This window comes from Paenibacillus sp. JT31N11 (assembly GCF_056269285.1).
Map to the genome: position 1 here is coordinate 360191 of NZ_JBWDNQ010000001.1, position 18759 is coordinate 378949.

Sequence of the window (18759 nt, forward strand, 5' to 3'; positions counted from 1 at the left end):
TGGAAAGTGAGGTGCTGGCGATGAGTTCCATGGACAAGACAATGAAATTCGACGTGAAGGCGGAGGGACCCGAGACTTCTTCAGAAGAGATACTGCTGTCTGTTTACGATGCTCTGCAGGAGAAGGATTACAATCCGATCAACCAGATTGTCGGCTATCTGTTGTCCGGAGATCCCGCGTACATTCCGCGGCATAACAACGCCAGAAGTCTAATTCGCAGAAAAGAAAGAGACGAGCTTATTGAAGAACTCGTACGCTCGTATTTAAGCAAGCATCGTACGTAATTTTCAATGAAAGAGGTCATCTGGCGTATGCGTCTTATGGGATTGGATTACGGCGACCGCAGAATCGGAGTTGCCGTCAGTGACGCATTCGGCTGGACTGCTCAAGGACTCGGTATTGTCGAGAAGCGTCGCGACAATAGTGAAATCAATGCGATTGAAAGTCTGGTCCGTGAGCATGAAGTAAGCGAAATTGTGGTCGGTTTACCGAAAAACATGAATGGAACCATCGGTCCGCGTGGCGAAATTTGCATCGCATTCGCACAAACATTGCAGCAAAAGCTAAATGTACCCGTTCACCTATGGGACGAACGTCTGACAACCGTCGCGGCAGAAAGAACCTTGCTCGAAGCGGATGTCAGCCGGAAGAAGCGAAAGTTAGTGGTGGACAAAATGGCGGCAGCGCTCATTTTGCAAAATTATCTCGATTCTAAAACGAAAAGGTGAGGGTAACGATGACAAAGGACGACATGCAGTACGAAGAGCCGGAAATCATCTACATTCCAGATGAAGAAGGCAACGAGGAAGAATTCGAGGTTGTCATGAAGTTTGAGGTAGACGGTTCCGATCAGAAATATATGATGGTTGTGCCATTGAATGCAGATTCCGACGAGGATTCGGAAGAAGCTGAAGAGGTTTACGCTTTCCGTTATGAAGAAGAAGGCGATGATCTGAAGCTGTATACGATCGAGGACGAAGAAGAGTGGAATATGGTTGAAGAAACCTTCAATACACTTCTTGCCGAAATCGAGGAGAGCGAAGGCTAAGAATTATTTTTTCTGAAGAAAGGTGTGCATAATCGGTGTCCACTGTCGAGAGAATTTCCGTCCTGAAGGCTGTTTACGGGCAGGAAGTCGAGTTGGTCGGCGAGGACGGACAGACAGAATCGCTGAGAATTGTAGCTGAGTTCCGTGTTGGCGGTTCAGATTATGCGGGTCTGCAATCCGCTCTCATGCGAAAGTCGGATGAAGTAGCATTCTTCCGAATTCTTACTGGCGGTTCAGAGCCGTCACTGGAGTCCATTGAGGATGATGAGGAATGGGAAGCTGCTGCAGAAGCTTATGACGACTTGTTGTTTGACGGGGATCAGCAGCCGTAGCTTAGCCCAACTCAATTGGTTATCAAAGTATGATAACTGAAATAATAAGAAGAAAATGGTAAAATTTCTTCACATAGATTAGATCAGGGATGATCAGCCGAAGCTGAAGCTGTCTCTGATGCTTCAAGGATGGGGGCGGCGCAAGGCCGTCCTTTTCCGCGATTTCATTATAATGGAGGATATATCCTTGGATCGATCAGACCAGCAGCCGGTGAGTGAGAAGCCGGTAAACAATAATAATCGCCCAGCAGGACCAAGGCGTGGACGAATAACCCTATGGGTCATACTTACACTGTTAGGCTTAATTATTGTTATAACAGCCAGTATCGCATTCTACATATGGAATGGCCTGCGCCCTGCCTCAAAAGGTGAAGCCAAACAGATCGAGCTCAAAAAAGGAATGTCTCCGTTTAATTTTGCCGATACTCTCGAAGAAGAGGGAATTATTCGGAATGCCTTTCTTTTCAAATATTATTTGCGTTTGAAGGATGAGGGCCCGAGGTTTCAAGCTGGCGTGTACGCCTTGAATCCCGGCATGGACAAGGATTCGGTTATTGCTGCCTTGAATGCGGGAGCAATATTGGAGAAGGAAACGATCCGATTTACCATCCCGGAGGGCTTTACGATTGAACAAATCGCCGATACCTTAAGCAAAGACGGCTATGTGGACCGGGAGGCGTTCCTCAAGCTGGCTGATACCGATCGGACCTGGGGGGATGCGGAGGCTGTGAGGGATATCCCTAAGGACAGCAAGCAGATGAAGCATCGCCTGGAAGGGTACTTGTTCCCGGAAACTTACGAGATGGAGAAAGGCAGCGACGCAGAGGCGATCATTACCCGTATGCTGGGAGAACTGGATCATAAGCTGGATTCGCTTCCGGAGAACTGGGAAGAGACGCTTGCCGAGCGTAAAATCGATTTTCATTCTCTGATGACCATTGCTTCTCTGGTTGAGCGTGAGGTTGTGGTGGAGAAAGAACGGCCAATCGTGGCTGGAATTATCTATAACCGGATTGCCGAAGGCATGCCTCTGCAAATTGATGCTACCGTACAATATTCCCTTCCTGCACCCAAAGAGCGGCTGCTGGAAGAGGATACCCAAGTGGATAGTCCCTATAATACGTACCGGATTAAAGGCCTGCCGCCAGGTCCGATTGCTTCGCCAAGCCTCAAATCGATTGAGGCTGCCCTGCTGCCGGAGAAAACGGATTATCTTTATTATGTGACCAAAAAAGACGGCAGCCATGAGCATTTGTTCGGCCGCACTCTGAAAGAGCATAATCAAAATATAGCCAAAAGCAATGAGACGGCGAAACAGGGAGGGTAGATAATGACAACGAAACCCGAGCTGCTCACAGTCGCCGCTTCATTGGAAGAGGTGGAGCGGCTGATTGAAGCGGGCGCAGATGCATTTGTGCTTGGTGAATCCCGATACGGCCTGCGGTTGCCGGGCGAATTCAATGCTGCGGCTATGGCCGACGCGGTCAGGATAGCGCACCACAAGGGTGTTGCTGTCTATGCGGCTCTTAACAATGTTATGGATAATGCGACAGTAGAAACGCTGCCTGACTATATCCAGGCTTTATCAGCTGCTGGCGTGGATGGCATTGTATTCGGAGATCCTGCTGTTCTGATGGCTGCGCGCATGGCTGCTCCTCACTTGAAGCTTCATTGGAATGCGGAAATGACTTCAACCAATTATGAGACGGCTAATTATTGGGGACGCCGCGGCGCTGTAAGGGTAGTGCTTGCACGCGAGCTGAATATGGAGCAGGTGCTGGAAGCCAAGGCGCACACGAAGCTGCAGGTGCAGGTGCAGGTTCATGGTTTAACGAATATTTATCATTCCAAGAGGCCGCTTGTGCAGAATTATTTGGATCATCAGGGACAATCGGCGAATGCCGACGAAGTGGATGGGGATATGCAGGGAGGAACTGCGCATGGCACATATGAGGACGGTTTGTATTTGATTGAGGTCGAACGGCCGGACGAACGCTTTCCCATTTATGAGGATGCGAACGGGACGCATATCATGAGCTCGGATGATATCTGCATGATTGAAAATCTGCATGAACTCATGGAAGCCGGGATTGACAGTTTTAAGATTGAGGGACTGCTTAAATCGGCCAAGTACAACGAGACCGTCGTACGCAGCTACCGTGCCGCTATCGATGCTTATTTTGAGAGTCCGGCAGACTATTCCTTTCAGGAGGAATGGCTTGATTCAATCAAGGCTGTACAAGATCCCGCGCGCGAGCTGTCTTACGGCTTTTTCTATAAAGAACAGGTGTATTAAAGTTTAAATCGATAACGATTATTCAGGAGGTGACACCGTGACGACCCTAACATCGCCGAGTTTAACCGGTAAACGTCATCGGCTCGCCAAACCCGAGCTGCTGGCGCCGGCAGGGAATTTGGAAAAGCTTAAATTTGCCGTTCACTATGGAGCAGACGCCGTATATATTGGTGGCCAGAAGTATGGTCTGCGGTCGGGAGCCGGCAATTTCAGCTTTGAAGAAATGAAGGAAGGCGTCGAATTTGCCGCACGCTATGGAGCGAAGGTATTCGTAGCTACAAATATTTATGCCCACAATGAGGATATTGCAGGCTTGGAGGATTATCTTCAAAATCTCCAGAAAGCCGGAATTGCGGCCATCATTGCTGCTGATCCCGTCATTATTGAGACGGCACAGCGAGTAGCCCCCAAGCTGGAGGTGCATCTGAGCACCCAGCAATCTACGCTGAATTGGCAGGCTGTCCAATTTTGGAAAGAAGAGGGACTGCCGCGCGTGGTGCTTGCCCGCGAAACAAGCCTGGAGGAAATCGCTCAGATCAAGGCACATGTGGATATTGAGATAGAGGCGTTCATCCATGGGGCCATGTGCTCTTCATTCTCGGGCCGCTGCGTGCTGTCCAATCATTTCACAGACAGAGATTCCAACAGGGGCGGCTGCTCCCAGTCCTGCCGCTGGAAATATGATATTTTTGAGGAAGACAGGCCGATGTTCGGTGCCGATGAAGACAAATTCACCATGGGCTCCAAGGATCTGTGCATGCTGTCAGACATTCCAGATTTAATTGAAGCGGGCATCGACAGCTTCAAAATAGAAGGCCGGATGAAAAGTGTTCACTATGTCGCTACGGTCGTTAATGCTTACAGGCAGGCTATCGATTCCTATATGGCTGACCCGGAGCATTATATAATGAAGCAAGAGTGGCTGGATGATTTGAACAAGGCGGCCAACCGTCCGCTCAACACCGGTTTTTTCTTTGACACGCCTGGTGCGGAGGATCATATTTATGAGCCGGAGGAAAAGGCGGCTCCGTATGATTTTGCCGGCGTTGTTCTGTCCTACGATTCATCTACAGGGCTTGCCGTTGTCCAGCAGCGCAATCATTTCAAGCCCGGACAAGAAGTGGAGTTCTTTGGCCCGCAGGGCACCTTTTTCAAGCAGATCGTCGGTCCAATTACCGATGAAGCAGGAACAACGCTAGATGCGGCGCGCCATCCGCTGCAATCTATCGTAATGAAGACCGAGCATCCGGTCAAGCCGATGGATATGATGCGCAAACGGGTACGCGTAAGTTAGGTTCCTTCATAAGACTAAAGTCATGTGCCTTTCCGGTGAGCTTTCACCAGGAAAGGTTTTTTTTATGAATTTTTGATGAAATTGGCTAACAATGATGGCCTTCATTACCGATATATAGGATATTGATTTTCGCCAGATTGTGAGGAAAGGCTTGGGACGTTAGGAGGATTCAGCACACAAATTAATTTTTTTCGTATTTTCTTACATATAACCATGGCAGCGAACGACTCATTAACACAGACGTACGAGCACAATTGCAAACAAACATTATATCAGGTGGTGTCTGGTCGATGAAATGGACGAACAAGGACAAGAAAGCAAACACGGGCGCAGAAGAAAAGAAAAAGGATGCGAAGGCACTTTACAGTTCGTCTGTAAAAAGTTTGAAGAACTTTCAATTTACAAGTCCGCTTAAGTCAGTGGGAACCAAGCTGTTTCTAATTATTTTCAGTGCGATTCTGGTATGTGTGCTGTTTGTCGGATTATTTTCTTATTCTACATCGAAGTCGATAATCAAGAAGAAGGTATCCGAGTCGAGCTCAGTTGCACTCTCTCAATCCAAGGGCAAACTGGATCTTATGTTCGGCAACTATGAAGATTTGACAATGCAAATTATGCTGGACAAAACAGTACAGGAAAACCTGCAGATGCTTGACGCTTCAAAAGAAGCCTATGAGAAATTTGATGCTATGAAAAAACTGACCGATACAATTCAAACCTATGTTATCGGCAACAGTACGATTGTAGGAGCATCAATCATTCCAATCAAGGCAGGAGAAACAAGCATTACGGTTGGCGGAAGCTCGATTAATGCAGAAGAAGCTCAAAAGTCGGATTGGATGCAGCAAATTGTTGACGGGGATGGCAAGCTTATATGGCTGCCAACCAAAGTGAAAGGGTACAGCGGCTCTTTGACAGAGCCTTCGTTTGCGCTTAGCCGAGTGCTGAAAAATACCGTAACCAACCAAGGCAATTATATTGTCGTGGTCGAGATATTCCTGAAACAAATCACCAAACAGATGGAAGATTTGCAGCTCGGCGACAACAGTGAAATTACCATCGTGAGCAGTACAAACAAGATTATCTATAGTGATGATCCGGAACTGCTGGAGAAGGACTCTCTGGTCGTTCTTCCTACGGAAGGGAAGAATGCAGCGGATGGATCGATGCAGGTGGATGATAAGAACGGGAATGAAGTTTTGGCTATGTATCATCAATTCGATACGATGAATTGGAAGCTGCTTGGTACGGTGCCTGTCAAGGAACTGGTAAAAGACGCAGCCGCAATCCGCAGCTGGACCTGGATAATTGCCGCAATATCGGCTGTTATTGCCGCTGGTATCGGATTCCTGGTCATCCGTATGGTAGCTATTCCGCTCGGCAGACTCCGCAATTTGATGAATGAAGGCGAGAACGGGAATTTATTTGTACGGTCGAATGTAAAGTCACAGGATGAAATCGGCCAATTATCACAAAGCTTCAATCAAATGATGGCGCAGATCACGACGCTTGTTAATCAAACCACGCAGTCAGCGCAGGATGTACTCAGCACTGCCAGCGAATTGACCGATGCGTCGAAGAAAACGGCTGTATCCGCCAAGGAAATTGCGGTAGCGACTGAGGAAATTGCCAATGGGGCTACAAGCCTTGCGATGGAGGCGGAGAAAGGCAGCGACTTGACAACCGAGATCAGCAACCAGATGAAGGAAGTCATGGATGCCAATCAACAGATGGGCACTTCTGCCGCTGAGGTTGAGAATGCCAGTCGTCAAGGGACGGTTTATATGAACAGTCTCATTGAGAAAACGGGCCAAACTGAAGAAATGACCCGATCAATGGTTGAGAAGGTTGATCGTCTCAAAGAAAGCACGTCATCGATTCGCAAGATTCTGGATGTCTTGAACAATATATCCAAACAGACGAATATCCTGTCCCTCAATGCAACCATTGAGGCAGCTCGTGCAGGGGCGGCAGGAAGAGGCTTTATGGTGGTGGCTGACGAAATCCGGAAGCTTGCAGATCAATCCCGCCAATCCATTGATGTGGTCGGACAATTTACCGATACCATCCAGAAAGAAATTGATGAGACGGTTAATGTGCTTTCCGATGCCTACCCGATCTTCCAGGAACAGATTGGTTCCGTTAAAGAAGCGAATCAGATTTTCTTAACGGTTCAGAGCCAGATGGGTCAGTTCGTTGACCGCCTCAGCTCCGTCACGGAATCGATTATGGTATTGGATCGATCACAGCTTGTTTTGTCGGAAGCAATGGGAAATGTCAGTGCGGTTGCCGAAGAATCATCTGCAACTTCCGAGGAAGTGGCCTCCCTCAGCAATGAACAGACGAATATCAGCGAAGGGCTTGTCGGGCTATCAGATAAGCTTCAGACTGTCTCGACTGGCTTAAAGGAAACATTATCCCGTTTCCGCACGGAAGAACGTTAGAACGAAACTTGACGAACATTACCGGGCATGAGAATGCCCGGTTTTTTTTGCATGGGGATTGCACTTCTCCTCTTAACCGCATTATTAGCGTGGCAAAAGTATTCCTTGTCAGGCTTATGAGGGAGTGAAGCGGCAAAGGCTAAGAACGCATTCACTGATTCGTATAACAAATAAAAGAGGCGGGGATGATTCCCCGCCTCTTAGCTGTCTTTTGCGATATTAATCTCTGCTTTGTGTGAAGATCATAATATATTTCAATAACTCAAGCAGAGAGATGAGGGCGGCTGCAACATAGGTCAATGCAGCGGCGTTCAGCACCTTGGCAACGCCCCGCTCTTCATCGTTTGTAATAAAGCCTTCCGCAATCATCAAGTCCCGTGCTCTGTTGCTGGCATTATACTCAACCGGCAGTGTAATGAGCTGGAAAGCGACGGCGCAGGTGAAGAATATAATACCCAGGCCGATAAGTCCGCTTGCCTGGAACAGGAATCCGGCAATCAGCATAAAAGGTGCGACCCCGGAAGCGAATCTGACGACCGGGAAGATACGGTGGCGAACGACGAGCATCGGATAATGCTGCTGATGCTGTATGGCATGACCGACCTCGTGACAAGCCACAGAAACGGCCGAGATGGAGTTCTCGTAATAGACGGGCTCCGACAACCGTACAACCCGATGGATCGGATCGTAGTGATCGGAGAGCCTTCCTGGTAAAGGCTCAACAGGCACATCATGCAGGCCGTTCGCATCGAGCATTCTTCTGGCGGCGTCATAGCCGGTCATCCCGCTCATCGTTCTCACCTCAGCCCAGCGGTTAAACGTTCCTTTAACCCGGAACTGAGCCCAAAGCGACAAACCGAAGGCAATGATGATCAGAAAGTCCATGGGATGAAAAAAAAGCATCTGAAGTCCCTCCATTATTTAATTTTACATTAGTCCGCCCTTATTCAGGAGCAGCACCAATGCCTCTACACAAGCCGCTGTTTGCGGAACAAGCCGTTTGAAGACCTGCTTGGCCTGCTGGGGCTTCATCTGGCTCAAAACCGGCTCAAGCTCCTTTACTTCGCGCTGCAGCTGTTCCAGATGGAGCTGCAGGTCTGTAAGCTTGCTTGAAACCTGCTCTTCGGATGAAACCTTGCGCCATACGTTAATATTTTCTCTGATTTCATCAAGCGAATATTTATCTTTCTTCATTTGTACAATACGTTTGAGGCGAATTAAGGTTTCATCACTGTATAAGCGGTAATTTTTGGCTGAACGCGTCTCTGGCTGAATCAATCCAATCGAAGTATAGAAATCGATTGTGCGAGGGCTGACGTCGGCCAGTTTTGAAAGCATGCCAATACGGTACAAAGATTTTTCCGCCAACATTCTCACCTTCTTTCATTAATTACACGAACACAAGGGATCTGTATAAATGGACAAATTGCCTTCCTATCCAAGCTTACCTTATTAGTATATGATACAGAATCTATAACCATACAGTCAAACGTAATGCTTTCAAAATTGTTAATTGTTTAGAATATGCCTCATAATCCTCACTGATTTTTAAGATTTTACAAACAAATTCAGAGTTGACAAATAAGAGTTTCTAATGGAAAAGGCGAAGGATAAACCCTTTAATAGATGATTTTGGAGTTGAAATTGTGAAAAAACTTAACATTCGGGTCTTTGGAAGTAACGAATGTTTGATTTTTTTGTAGAAATTCGAAAAACCGTATTGTCAAAATGAGCACTTCTGACTATAATGACATTAAGTCTTTCCAAGCATGTCAAGAAACATTACACATTTAGGGAGTGGTCGTCATGGTTAAGAAGTTGGTCTTATCGATTGCTGCGTTATCTTTGGTCTTCCCCGCAATGGCATTTGCGGAAGATCCTACTCCGGCAACGCTGAGTCTGGGGATTAACACGGTCTGGATTCTGGTTGCAGCAGTTCTCGTTATTCTTATGCAAGGCGGCTTCATTCTGCTGGAAGCAGGATCGACCCGGATGAAAAATGCCGGGCACGTAGCAGGTAAAACAATTTTCACAGTAGGTCTTTGTTCCCTGGTATTCTGGGCAGTAGGTTATGGTTTGATCTTCGGAGGAGACAACGTCGATCATGCAATCAATAATTTTATCGGCTCAGGCAATTTCTTCTTTAGCCCATCTGTTGTAGGAGATTCTACCAGTGAAGCTTATCCTTCGAGCGTATTCTTCCTATTCCAATTGGCGTTTGCAGCTATTTCGCTGACCATCGCATGGGGCGGATTCGCGGAACGCGCGAAATTATCGGCATATCTCGTATTCACGATTTTGTTTACCGCATTAATTTATCCTGTTGTCGCTCACTGGATCTGGGGAGGCGGCTGGCTGGCCAAGGACGGCGCACAAGATTATGCCGGTTCGACGGTCGTCCATTTAACAGGTGCGCTTGCAGCTTTCGCAGCAACCGTGCTGCTTAAACCGCGTATCGGAAAATTCAACAAAGACGGTTCCGCTAACGAAATCCTCGGTCATAACCAAGTATTCAGTTCACTTGCTGTACTGCTTCTATGGGTTGGCTGGTTTGGTTTCAATGCAGGTTCGGCTCTTACAGTCGGCGAAGGATTCTTTGGTTATGTGGCATTCAATACACAACTCGGCGCGGCAGCCGGTGCAGTGGCAGCGCTTCTGATCTCATGGCTGGTTAACGGCAAAGCTGACATCTCCACGATGTTGAACGGTGCGCTTGCCGGACTCGTTGCCATCACAGCATCTTGTGCGTTCGTTGATCCATGGGCAGCAGTTGTTATCGGTCTGGTTGCAGGTGTGCTTGTATTCTACAGTGCAAAATTCTTTGAGAAAATCAAAGTGGACGATCCGATTTATGCCATGTCTGTTCACGGCGCCGCAGGTGTTTGGGGTACGCTGGCTAACGGTATCTTCGCAACAAAAGCACTGGCTGAGCAAGTTGGCGTCGGTGAAGGCGGTTTGATCGATACAGGCAGCTGGCATCAACTGTGGGTTCAATTCGAATCCGTTGTTGTCTGCGGTGCTTATGCGCTCGGCGCATCGTTCCTGCTGCTCGGTATTATGAAGCTTGTTATGGGCTTCCGTGTTACGGAAGAACAAGAGATTATCGGACTTGATCTTTCTGAGCATGGTACTTACGGCTACCCTGAGCAAATGAAAAAAGCTCAACAAAGCCTGTAATCCAAATCATAAGCTTTCATACTGGCCAGGGGAGAGGGATGCATGAGCGATTCGATTTATGCTCAGCTGCTGGCGCTCATCGGCACCGCTGATGATGTGAAGACGCTGCGCGGCTTGCGGGATCAAATCCACGAGCAAATGGAAGCTCTGCTCTCGGAACAAACGGTCGAACAATTTTATACCGATTTAAATGAGGTGCATGACGCTTTTATCAAGCGTGCAATTATCCTCTCGGAAGCGCAAATGGCACGGCTGGGGCATGGAACCCCACCCGTGCTTTACGCTTATTTATTGTTCGGCAGCGGGGGCAGAGAGGAACAGACGTTATCCAGTGATCAGGATAGCGGTATTGTTTACGAAGATCCGGAGGATGAACGCCTTCAGGAGAAAGTATCGCTCTATTTTAAAATATTCTCCGAAACCATAGTCGATTTGCTGCAGCAGCTTGGTTATCCGCCATGTGAAGGCAAAGTTATCAGCTCGAACTCCGAGTGGCGTCAATCACTGACCGAATGGAGATCCAGATTGAAGGAATGGTTCACGGAACCAAACTGGGAACGTGTAAGATATTTGCTCATCATTGCCGACAGCCGGCTGATTTATGGAGATTTGGAGTTAATGACCGTATTCCAAAATCAATTTTATGCCGATTTGCTGGATAACCCGGCTATCGTGAGAAGCATGCTGAATAACACGATGCGCCACAAAATGCTGGTAGGTGTTTTCGGTCAGCTGCTTAAAGAGCAATATGGCGAGGATGCGGGCAGTCTGGATATCAAATACGGTGCCTACATCCCAATGGTCAATGCCATCCGGCTCATGAGCATCCGCAGCAATATCAGGACAACCTCAACGCTTGAGCGGATTCAGGGACTGCTGCTGAGCGGAGATTTTACGCAGCAGGATGCCGATTTATATTCCGGGGCTTTCCGGTTGGTTCTGCGTATTCGGTTAATGACGACAGAGCGTCAGGAAGATGGATTGTATGCCAATAATGGCAAGCTTGCAGGCAGCAGAATGACCAAGGAGCTAACCGATGAGCTCAAAATTGCTTTGCGCCTGGGGAAGAAATTGCAGCGGCGAGTTTATAAAGAGACGATGAACGGGCTATAGGGGAGGCGAAAGGGGATACCATGAAGGAGCAAAAAGGCGTCGGACGGATGTGGCATTTGTATAAAATGGGCGGCATTACGCCGGCGATCGCTTCAATGATGGGTGCGCAAAACGCCCAGCAGATGGCCTTTATACGTTCCATGTCCAAGGAGCAGCGGAAAGAATCCATCCTGGATCAATCACTGAAAGAGATGGAAGTGGTCGTATTTGATTTGGAGACTACGGGCTTCTACCCTGCCAATGGCGATGAGATTCTGTCGGTGGGTGCTGTAACCTTAAGAGGGGAAACGATTCTTGAGGAGCGGTCCTTCTATACACTTGTAAACCCGGGACGCAAAGTTCCCAGACATATAACTGAGCTGACAGGCATTACGAATGAAATGGCGGAGAGTGCGCCGGATTTGATGCAGGTTCTCCATGATTTTATGGAATTTGTGGGTAAAAGAATGCTGATTGCCCATGCCAGCGGCCATGACAGGCAATTTCTGAACGCGGCACTGTGGCGGACCTCCAAGGTAAATCTGACCCATCGGGTGCTGGATACGATGATGGTGGCCAAATGGCTGGAGCCGCGACGAGAAGGCTATGGCCTTGATGAGCTGCTTGAGGATAGCGGCATTCGCATCACGCAGCGGCATCATGCTCTTGAGGATTCCATCATGACCGCGCAGCTGTGGCTTGTTTATTTGAAGCGGATATTCTCACGTAACGTGGTGACACTCGGCGACCTTTATGCCTATCTGAGCAAGCATTAATGGATAAAGTGAAATTCCGTTAACACCAAAAGCGCTTATGACAGGACATGTCTGCTCCGCCAGCGAAACAATCCAGTAGGATGCGGCTTTGACGTGCTGCAAACCCTGAAGATCCGCATCTGACGGAAGGGGGGGCGAAGCAGGGTGCGAATGATAGAAACCGACAAGCGATTGTCGGTTTTTTTGTATGCGGTACATCGTCTGGACCCATTCATGGGGATCAAAGGAAAAAGTGCTTAATGGTTCCGCTGCAGCATTGGGAATGGGATGGACAGCATCCACGCGGACAATGCCATCGCTTGTTCCTTGCAAGGGCTCTCTTATGGAGCCTGTGAGGACACCGCATGCCTCGCGGGGGTAAGCTGACAAAGAGGATTCAATTAGTTGAATTCGAGCCTCTCCAGTTATCTGGGCTATGCTTAAGCGGGCAGTGAGCGTAATCCCAGATTGCTGTTTATCCCGCTTGTCCACGCCAATCCGCCTCCTGGTCCTGTTTGAAACCATTATACCGTAGATGGTAGCTTGACTGAAGCACCGCTTATAAGGAATGGAAATGGTTAGCCCCCGGCCTGCTGAGGAGGTTTTACAAACGCCAGAATAAGAAATAAGCCGGCAAGTGAAAGCCCGGAGACGACTCCAAAGAGCAGCGTGTCCGACCGGTCCGCCATCCAGCTGAATATCGGCGGGCCAAAGGCAACGCCCAGAAACCGCAGACTGCTATATAATGAAGTAACCATACCGCGATGAGAGCTGTCCACCGAACCGGTAATCAGCGTGTTCAGGCAGGGAAGCAGGAGACCGGTTCCAATACTGCTCAGGGTGGCGAAGCCGATCAGGGCGTAAATATTATTGTGCAGAAAAGCACAGGCGCCAAGCGCCGCGCACATCAGAGCCAGCCCGATCAGCATCAGCCACCGCATGAGCGTCCCGTTGTTTTTGATTGCACGGCCGGTCAAGTAGGCTGTCGCCACCAGGCCAAGCAGCGGGATGGCAAGGACCCCGCCCTTGGCCACACCGTCTATGGAATAAGGCGGCTTTTCCAGCAGATCGGACAACCGGAACAATACTCCGAATAAGATGAACAGGCCGAGGGAACCGGCGACAAAGGCGGATGTCAGCCATCGTCCCTTTTCACGAAACACCTTGACCGTATCGGAAATATACTGCTTAAGCGTCGAGCTTTCCTTATCGCTGGCTGGTTCCTTGATCATTACCTTGACAGCCAGGAAGGAAGCCGCACAGAAGACAGGAAAGGCAAACAACGGCGCGTACCATATAATCAGAGCAAGCAAGGAACCAAGTATCGGGCTGATCACTTTGCCTGCTCCGTTGGAGGCTTCAATTAAACCCAGCGCCTCGCTCTCTTCGCCATCCTTATATTTATCTCCGACCAATGCCATGGCAATCGGGGCTGTCCCGGCGGCTCCTATGCCCTGTAAAGCCCTTGCGGCTATCAGGAAACCATATGAATGCATCAGGGCGGCTACGCCCGCTCCGATACCGGCTAAGCCGTATAAGGCGAGAGAAGGGAGCATCACGGCCTTGCGGGAGTAGCGGTCCGATAAAAAACCGGCAGCAGGAATAATGATTCCGGCGGATACCGAGAATAGGGTTATAACCAGACTGGCCTGAAAGCTGGATATATTAAGTTTGGTTTCCATGTCAGGAAGAATCGGCACAAGCATGGAATTGCCCAGAACCAGTACGAGCGGAACCGAGGATAAAGCAGCATATTCCCGCCATTTTCCACTGCTTTTTGGCTTATTGTCAGATGCAGCGCCGCCTTCGGAAGGTGCAAGTTCGGTAGTGCGCATTGGGGTGATGAATTTAGTGGCGGCTCCGGATTTGGTCTTGTTCATGATTGTCTACACTCCCATGGTATCTGTTGTAGTGGTAATGTGCCCCCCGACTTGAGCTTCCATTCTCCAACATGGTAACATATAGGGAGCTTAAGAATCCGCAGGGCGAGGGAAACACAATAGAAAAGCTTGCCTGGACAGACTGCGGGACGCTTTTTACAGAAGGAAAGAAGGCTTATGATGAGACGGACATGGATATTGCTCACGGTTGTACTTGTGCTGGCAGGAATCGCAGTGTATCAAAATAAAAGCAAGCAAAGTGAAGCTTTGGCTGCGTCGGCAGACATGCTGCCCAAGCCCGGATTCACTGCGCCAACGCTTGAACTGCCCGATTTGAACGACAATAAAGTTGCGATCGGCGGAAAACAGGACAAATTGGTTTTAATCAATTTCTGGGCGTCGTGGTGTTATCCTTGCGAATTGGAGGCGCCTGACATGGAAGAGCTGTCACAAGCATACGGCGGCCGCGTCGATTTGTATGGCATTAATGCGACAAGCTATGACAAGGAACGGCAGGCGCGCGAATTTGTGGACGAGCAGAAGCTCACCTTCCCGATTCTCATGGACAGAGACGGGAATGCTACGGATCTCTACAAGGTATCGTCTTTTCCGACAAGCCTGTTGATCGATAGTCAAGGGATTGTACGGGAGCGGATTACGGGCGTCATTTCCAGGCAGGAATGGCAGGACCGGATTGACAAGTGGCTGAAGGTGGAAGATGATCAGAAGGCTGCGGCCTGATAAAAAAATGGACATGCCGGATGGGTTTGAGACCCGTAGGCATGTCCATTAATTGTTTGAGGGTTATAAAACGGTCGTTTAATGGTTCACAAGACCCAGGCTTGCGCGCGGCTGGTCCTTATTGCCATCTACCTTGGCCATATTCATCATGGCATAGCGTATGCTGTCCACGAGAGCTTCCCAGCTGGCTTCAATAACATTGCTCGACACGCCAACAGTATTCCAGGTGTTTTTGAAATCGGTGGATTCGATAAGCACCCGGACCTTGGCGGCGGTGGCATCCTTCTCATCAATGACGCGCACCTTGTAGTCAGCCAGATGAATGTTGTTGATGCTTGGGTAAAATTGGACCAGTGCTTTGCGGAGCGCATTATCCAGAGCGTTCACAGGTCCATTGCCTTCGGCGGCGGTGTATACGGTTTGGCCTTCCACGTTAACCTTGACGATGGCTTCCGCATTCATGCTGCCATTGTTTTTTTCCACAAGCATCTTCAGCGATTCCAGCTTGAACAGCTCTTTCATCTCGCCGAAGGCGTCACGAAGAAGCAGCTCCAGGGAGGCATCGGCTCCCTCAAATTGATAGCCCTGATGCTCCAGTTCCTTGATCCGTTCCATAATCTGTTTTGTTTTTTCGTTATTGGCGTTCACATCAAGACCAAGCTCCTGCGCCTTGGAAATGATATTGCTTTGTCCGGCAAGCTCCGATACGAGAATGCGCTGCTTGTTGCCGACAAGACCTGGCTGAATATGCTCGTAGGTTTTGGAATCCTTCATAATCGCCGATACATGAATGCCGCCTTTATGGGCGAATGCCGCATTTCCTACATAAGGCTGGCCCACCGGCATATGCACATTGGCAATTTCGCTTATGTAGCGGGCTGTGGTCGTTAATGACTCAAGCTGCTCGTCTGCGATACAGCGATAGTCCATTTTGATTTGCAGAGTCGGGATGATGGAGCACAGATTGGCATTTCCGCAGCGCTCGCCGTATCCGTTAATCGTGCCTTGAATTTGACGTGCGCCCGCCTGTACAGCCGCAAGCGTATTGGCGACGGCGAGCTCGCAATCGTTATGGGTGTGGATGCCAAGCGGGGCAATAAGCTCGGCGCGGACGCGGCTGACGATATCATGAATTTCCGTAGGCAGAGTACCGCCATTGGTGTCGCACAGCACAATCCAATCTGCGCCGGCATCCTGAGCCTTGCGCAGCACGGAGAGGGCATACTCCGGATTATTTTTGTATCCATCAAAGAAATGCTCGGCATCAAAAATCGCTTCTACATGATTCCTTTTGAGAAAGGCGAAGGAGTCATAAATCATGGATAAATTTTCTTCTAGTGTTGTTTGGAGTGCGGTATGGACATGGAAATCCCACGATTTGCCGACCAGCGTTGCCGCAGGTACGCCGGATTCCACGATACGAAGCAGATTGCTGTCCTGCTCCGCCACACTGTTCTTGCGCCGCGTGCTGCCGAAAGCGGTTAGTTTGGCATTCAGCTTCAAAGCCTTGACACGCTGGAAAAACTCAATATCCTTGCTGTTGCTTCCCGGATTGCCGCCTTCAATATAATGAACGCCAAGCGTATCGAGCTTCTGGGCGATTTTTAATTTGTCGTCCGCTGACAGGCTGATACCTTCGCCTTGCGTACCGTCACGCAGCGTCGTATCGAAAACCGAGATAATGTTGGTCATTGCTTGGACGCCCTCCTCTATCCATACTTTGAAAAGTCATAATTTCATATTATAGCATAAGACCTGATGGCTGTCGCTAAACGCGCTCCTGTCGGGATTGTTCATTTTAGTAACGGTTTTTGTGGTATGCTAGAAACAATCGAAGCTTTTACATATTCATATAGGAGGTGCGGAAGCTATGAAGACTTGGTTGGCGTCTATTAGCTTGGAGCAGACGGCACCAGGGCTTGTTTTAAGTCTATGTGCGGTTAAAACCGAATATGAAACAGGCCGGTGAAGATCAGGAAGTCAGAAAAAACCGTATCATCATTCACCTGGATATGAACGCATTTTATTGTTCGGTTCATGAGGCGGAGGAACCAGGCATTTATAAAGGAAAGCCGACGGCAGTTGCCGGCAGTGTAGAGCAGCGCAGAGGGATTATCGTAACGTCCTCCTATACAGCGAGGCAGAAGGGCGTTAAAACCGGAATGACCGTAAGGCAGGGCCTGCAGCTGTGCCCGGAAATGATTCTGATCAAACCCGATTTTGAACTGTACCGCAAGTACTCACGCGGATTTATGTCGGTTGCCAGTCAATACACGCCTCTCTTGGAAGCAACCTCGATTGATGAATGCTATCTTGACATTACAGGGTCGTCGGCTTTCGGGGAACCGCTCGATATTGCCCGGGATATTCAGCATCGGATCCAAACCGAATGGAATCTGCCCTGCTCAATCGGCGTTGCGCCTAACAAATTGCTCGCCAAAATGGCTTCGGATATGCACAAACCCAATGGGATGACGGTTTTGCGGATACGTGATGTGCCGCGTCTGCTTTGGCATAAGCCTTGTGACTCGCTGTTTGGAATAGGGCGCAAAACAGGCGAGAAGCTGAAAAAATTGAATATCCATACAATCGGTCAGCTCGCGGCGGCGGAAGAGGCCATGCTGGTAAAGCATTTCGGTGTGGCAGGCTCCTGGATGAAGTCGGCCTCGCACGGATATGATTATTCTCCGGTGAATGCTGTCAGAGAACGGAATAAATCTATCGGGCATACAACGACACTTCCGCAAGATGTAACCAAGCGGCAGGAGGCGCATCGCATCCTGCTGAATCTGGCCGATCAAACAGCCAGAAGAATGCGCCGCCAGAAGCTGGTGGCTGCCACGATCCAAGTCATTATCCGCAAACCGGATATGACGACAGTTAACCGCTCGGTAACACTCCATGTTCCGACGGATACAACGGCTGAGATCCATCTCGAAGCCTGCAAGCTGCTCGACAAGCATTGGCGCGAAGGCGACCCCGTACGGCTGCTTGGTGTGACGCTGCAGAATTTGACATCACGGAGTGAGACCGCTATGCAGCTTGATCTTTTCAGCTACGAAGAGCAGCCCCGCAAGGAAGCCCTGACGCGGGCAATGGATCTGCTTCGCGATAAATTCGGAGAGGATGCGGTGCTTACGGCAAGCATGCTTGGCGAAGACCCGTCCGCACTGATCCGGAACAAGCGAATTCGTGGGACATCCTTGCAAACAGACGAGCATATGTTATATAGTGATGAGTAAGGACTGTTCATTACGTTTATATGCAACAATGGTTACGCGCTTACAAAACTAAGCTGATGCATGCCGAACTTTTTTGCAGAATTTGTACCTGCGTGTATGCATAACACTTTTGGGAGGGTATACGATGTCTAAATTCACTTGGGTTGAAAAAGATACGTGCATTGCTTGCGGAGCATGCGGAGCAACGGCACCGGATATTTATGATTACGACGATGAAGGTCTGGCTGAAGTGATTTTCGATGGTGACGCAAATAAAGGAAATACGGAGATTCCTGAGGATTTATATGATGATTTGCAGGATGCGGCAGACGGCTGCCCTACCGATTCTATCAAAGTCGCAGACGTACCTTTCAATATGTAATACCAAAAGCGTATAGCCTGAGCATAGCGCGTGTAATATGGAAGAGTCCCGTTTCTTGTGCTGACAAGGGCGGGATTCTTTTTTGAAATATAAGAAA

Annotated in this window: 19 protein-coding genes; 14 read left to right on the forward strand and 5 right to left on the reverse strand. The window is 49.0% G+C overall.

Going from position 1 to position 18759, the window contains the following annotated elements; translation table 11 throughout:
- Nucleotides 1-20 precede the first annotated feature (20 nt).
- From AC0YNV_RS01655 to AC0YNV_RS01690, 8 genes are all read left to right on the forward strand, one after another.
- Nucleotides 21-284, forward strand: coding sequence for an IreB family regulatory phosphoprotein (locus AC0YNV_RS01655; RefSeq protein ID WP_210045699.1), 264 nt, complete (start codon nucleotides 21-23; stop codon nucleotides 282-284).
- A gap of 27 nt (nucleotides 285-311) precedes the next feature.
- On the forward strand, nucleotides 312-728 hold the full coding sequence (gene ruvX / locus AC0YNV_RS01660) for a Holliday junction resolvase RuvX (RefSeq protein ID WP_475765301.1): 417 nt from the start codon (nucleotides 312-314) through the stop codon (nucleotides 726-728).
- Nucleotides 729-736: 8 nt separating this feature from the next.
- The gene (locus AC0YNV_RS01665) at nucleotides 737-1048 is read left to right on the forward strand and encodes a DUF1292 domain-containing protein (protein ID WP_210045701.1); all 312 of its coding nucleotides are present in this window, start codon (nucleotides 737-739) and stop codon (nucleotides 1046-1048) included.
- A 35-nt stretch (nucleotides 1049-1083) separates the two neighbouring features.
- On the forward strand, nucleotides 1084-1380 hold the full coding sequence (locus AC0YNV_RS01670; RefSeq protein ID WP_210045702.1) for a DUF1292 domain-containing protein: 297 nt from the start codon (nucleotides 1084-1086) through the stop codon (nucleotides 1378-1380).
- Nucleotides 1381-1567: 187 nt separating this feature from the next.
- Nucleotides 1568-2707 carry an endolytic transglycosylase MltG gene (mltG, locus tag AC0YNV_RS01675; protein ID WP_475765303.1) on the forward strand — a complete coding sequence of 380 codons (1140 nt, stop codon included), beginning with the start codon at nucleotides 1568-1570 and terminating at the stop codon, nucleotides 2705-2707.
- Between the two features lie 3 nt (nucleotides 2708-2710).
- A complete protein-coding gene (locus tag AC0YNV_RS01680) occupies nucleotides 2711-3676 on the forward strand; it encodes a peptidase U32 family protein (protein ID WP_475765305.1) in 966 nt (321 codons plus the stop codon).
- A gap of 37 nt (nucleotides 3677-3713) precedes the next feature.
- Nucleotides 3714-4970, forward strand: coding sequence for a peptidase U32 family protein (locus AC0YNV_RS01685; protein WP_475765306.1), 1257 nt, complete (start codon nucleotides 3714-3716; stop codon nucleotides 4968-4970).
- 290 nt (nucleotides 4971-5260) lie between these two features.
- A complete protein-coding gene (locus AC0YNV_RS01690; RefSeq protein WP_475765308.1) occupies nucleotides 5261-7414 on the forward strand; it encodes a methyl-accepting chemotaxis protein in 2154 nt (717 codons plus the stop codon).
- 219 nt (nucleotides 7415-7633) lie between these two features.
- Here the strand turns inward: AC0YNV_RS01690 and AC0YNV_RS01695 are convergent, their stop codons facing one another.
- Nucleotides 7634-8317: a zinc metallopeptidase gene (locus AC0YNV_RS01695; RefSeq protein WP_475765309.1), complete on the reverse strand. Its 684-nt coding sequence runs from the start codon at nucleotides 8315-8317 to the stop codon at nucleotides 7634-7636.
- Nucleotides 8318-8341: 24 nt separating this feature from the next.
- Nucleotides 8342-8785, reverse strand: a complete 444-nt coding sequence (locus tag AC0YNV_RS01700) for a MerR family transcriptional regulator (RefSeq protein WP_475765310.1) — start codon at nucleotides 8783-8785, stop codon at nucleotides 8342-8344.
- A 435-nt stretch (nucleotides 8786-9220) separates the two neighbouring features.
- Here AC0YNV_RS01700 and AC0YNV_RS01705 point away from each other — a divergent pair, with 435 nt between their 5' ends.
- From AC0YNV_RS01705 to AC0YNV_RS01715, 3 genes are read left to right on the forward strand one after another with little or no spacing between them, the layout of a single operon-like run.
- A complete protein-coding gene (locus AC0YNV_RS01705) occupies nucleotides 9221-10591 on the forward strand; it encodes an ammonium transporter (protein ID WP_475765311.1) in 1371 nt (456 codons plus the stop codon).
- Between the two features lie 42 nt (nucleotides 10592-10633).
- Nucleotides 10634-11704, forward strand: a complete 1071-nt coding sequence (locus AC0YNV_RS01710) for a DUF294 nucleotidyltransferase-like domain-containing protein (RefSeq protein WP_475765313.1) — start codon at nucleotides 10634-10636, stop codon at nucleotides 11702-11704.
- Between the two features lie 20 nt (nucleotides 11705-11724).
- Nucleotides 11725-12459, forward strand: a complete 735-nt coding sequence (locus AC0YNV_RS01715; RefSeq protein WP_210045710.1) for an exonuclease domain-containing protein — start codon at nucleotides 11725-11727, stop codon at nucleotides 12457-12459.
- Here the strand turns inward: AC0YNV_RS01715 and AC0YNV_RS01720 are convergent.
- Nucleotides 12406-12930 (reverse strand): M67 family metallopeptidase, encoded by a 525-nt coding sequence (locus AC0YNV_RS01720; RefSeq protein ID WP_475765315.1) that lies wholly within the window; start codon nucleotides 12928-12930, stop codon nucleotides 12406-12408. The genes AC0YNV_RS01715 and AC0YNV_RS01720 overlap by 54 nt on opposite strands.
- Before the next feature lie 86 nt (nucleotides 12931-13016).
- Nucleotides 13017-14318 (reverse strand): MFS transporter, encoded by a 1302-nt coding sequence (locus tag AC0YNV_RS01725; protein WP_475765317.1) that lies wholly within the window; start codon nucleotides 14316-14318, stop codon nucleotides 13017-13019.
- A gap of 177 nt (nucleotides 14319-14495) precedes the next feature.
- Between AC0YNV_RS01725 and AC0YNV_RS01730 the strand changes: the two genes are divergently transcribed.
- Complete coding sequence (locus AC0YNV_RS01730) at nucleotides 14496-15059, forward strand: TlpA family protein disulfide reductase (protein ID WP_475765319.1); 564 nt, start codon at nucleotides 14496-14498, stop codon at nucleotides 15057-15059.
- 78 nt (nucleotides 15060-15137) lie between these two features.
- Here AC0YNV_RS01730 and cimA read toward each other — a convergent pair whose 3' ends face one another.
- Nucleotides 15138-16751 (reverse strand): citramalate synthase, encoded by a 1614-nt coding sequence (cimA, locus tag AC0YNV_RS01735; RefSeq protein ID WP_475765321.1) that lies wholly within the window; start codon nucleotides 16749-16751, stop codon nucleotides 15138-15140.
- 260 nt (nucleotides 16752-17011) lie between these two features.
- On the opposite strand from cimA, the gene AC0YNV_RS01740 reads away from it, so the two are divergent.
- Both AC0YNV_RS01740 and AC0YNV_RS01745 read left to right on the forward strand, forming a co-directional pair.
- Entirely contained in the window at nucleotides 17012-18301 is a 1290-nt protein-coding gene (locus tag AC0YNV_RS01740) for a DNA polymerase IV (RefSeq protein ID WP_475765323.1), read from the forward strand.
- 124 nt (nucleotides 18302-18425) lie between these two features.
- Complete coding sequence (locus tag AC0YNV_RS01745) at nucleotides 18426-18662, forward strand: ferredoxin (RefSeq protein WP_210045714.1); 237 nt, start codon at nucleotides 18426-18428, stop codon at nucleotides 18660-18662.
- Nucleotides 18663-18759 lie beyond the last annotated feature (97 nt).

Bases quoted from the DNA above. Each gene is read 5' to 3' on its own strand.
- cimA (WP_475765321.1), bottom strand. From the start codon at position 16,751: ATGACCAACATTATCTCGGTTTTCGATACGACGCTGCGTGACGGTACG.
- AC0YNV_RS01725 (WP_475765317.1), bottom strand. From the start codon at position 14,318: ATGAACAAGACCAAATCCGGAGCCGCCACTAAATTCATCACCCCAATG.
- AC0YNV_RS01745 (WP_210045714.1), top strand. From the start codon at position 18,426: ATGTCTAAATTCACTTGGGTTGAAAAAGATACGTGCATTGCTTGCGGA.
- AC0YNV_RS01705 (WP_475765311.1), top strand. From the start codon at position 9,221: ATGGTTAAGAAGTTGGTCTTATCGATTGCTGCGTTATCTTTGGTCTTC.
- AC0YNV_RS01700 (WP_475765310.1), bottom strand. From the start codon at position 8,785: ATGTTGGCGGAAAAATCTTTGTACCGTATTGGCATGCTTTCAAAACTG.
- AC0YNV_RS01655 (WP_210045699.1), top strand. From the start codon at position 21: ATGAGTTCCATGGACAAGACAATGAAATTCGACGTGAAGGCGGAGGGA.
- AC0YNV_RS01730 (WP_475765319.1), top strand. From the start codon at position 14,496: ATGATGAGACGGACATGGATATTGCTCACGGTTGTACTTGTGCTGGCA.
- AC0YNV_RS01665 (WP_210045701.1), top strand. From the start codon at position 737: ATGACAAAGGACGACATGCAGTACGAAGAGCCGGAAATCATCTACATT.
- AC0YNV_RS01710 (WP_475765313.1), top strand. From the start codon at position 10,634: ATGAGCGATTCGATTTATGCTCAGCTGCTGGCGCTCATCGGCACCGCT.
- AC0YNV_RS01740 (WP_475765323.1), top strand. From the start codon at position 17,012: ATGAAACAGGCCGGTGAAGATCAGGAAGTCAGAAAAAACCGTATCATC.
- ruvX (WP_475765301.1), top strand. From the start codon at position 312: ATGCGTCTTATGGGATTGGATTACGGCGACCGCAGAATCGGAGTTGCC.
- AC0YNV_RS01690 (WP_475765308.1), top strand. From the start codon at position 5,261: ATGAAATGGACGAACAAGGACAAGAAAGCAAACACGGGCGCAGAAGAA.
- AC0YNV_RS01715 (WP_210045710.1), top strand. From the start codon at position 11,725: ATGAAGGAGCAAAAAGGCGTCGGACGGATGTGGCATTTGTATAAAATG.
- AC0YNV_RS01680 (WP_475765305.1), top strand. From the start codon at position 2,711: ATGACAACGAAACCCGAGCTGCTCACAGTCGCCGCTTCATTGGAAGAG.
- AC0YNV_RS01695 (WP_475765309.1), bottom strand. From the start codon at position 8,317: ATGCTTTTTTTTCATCCCATGGACTTTCTGATCATCATTGCCTTCGGT.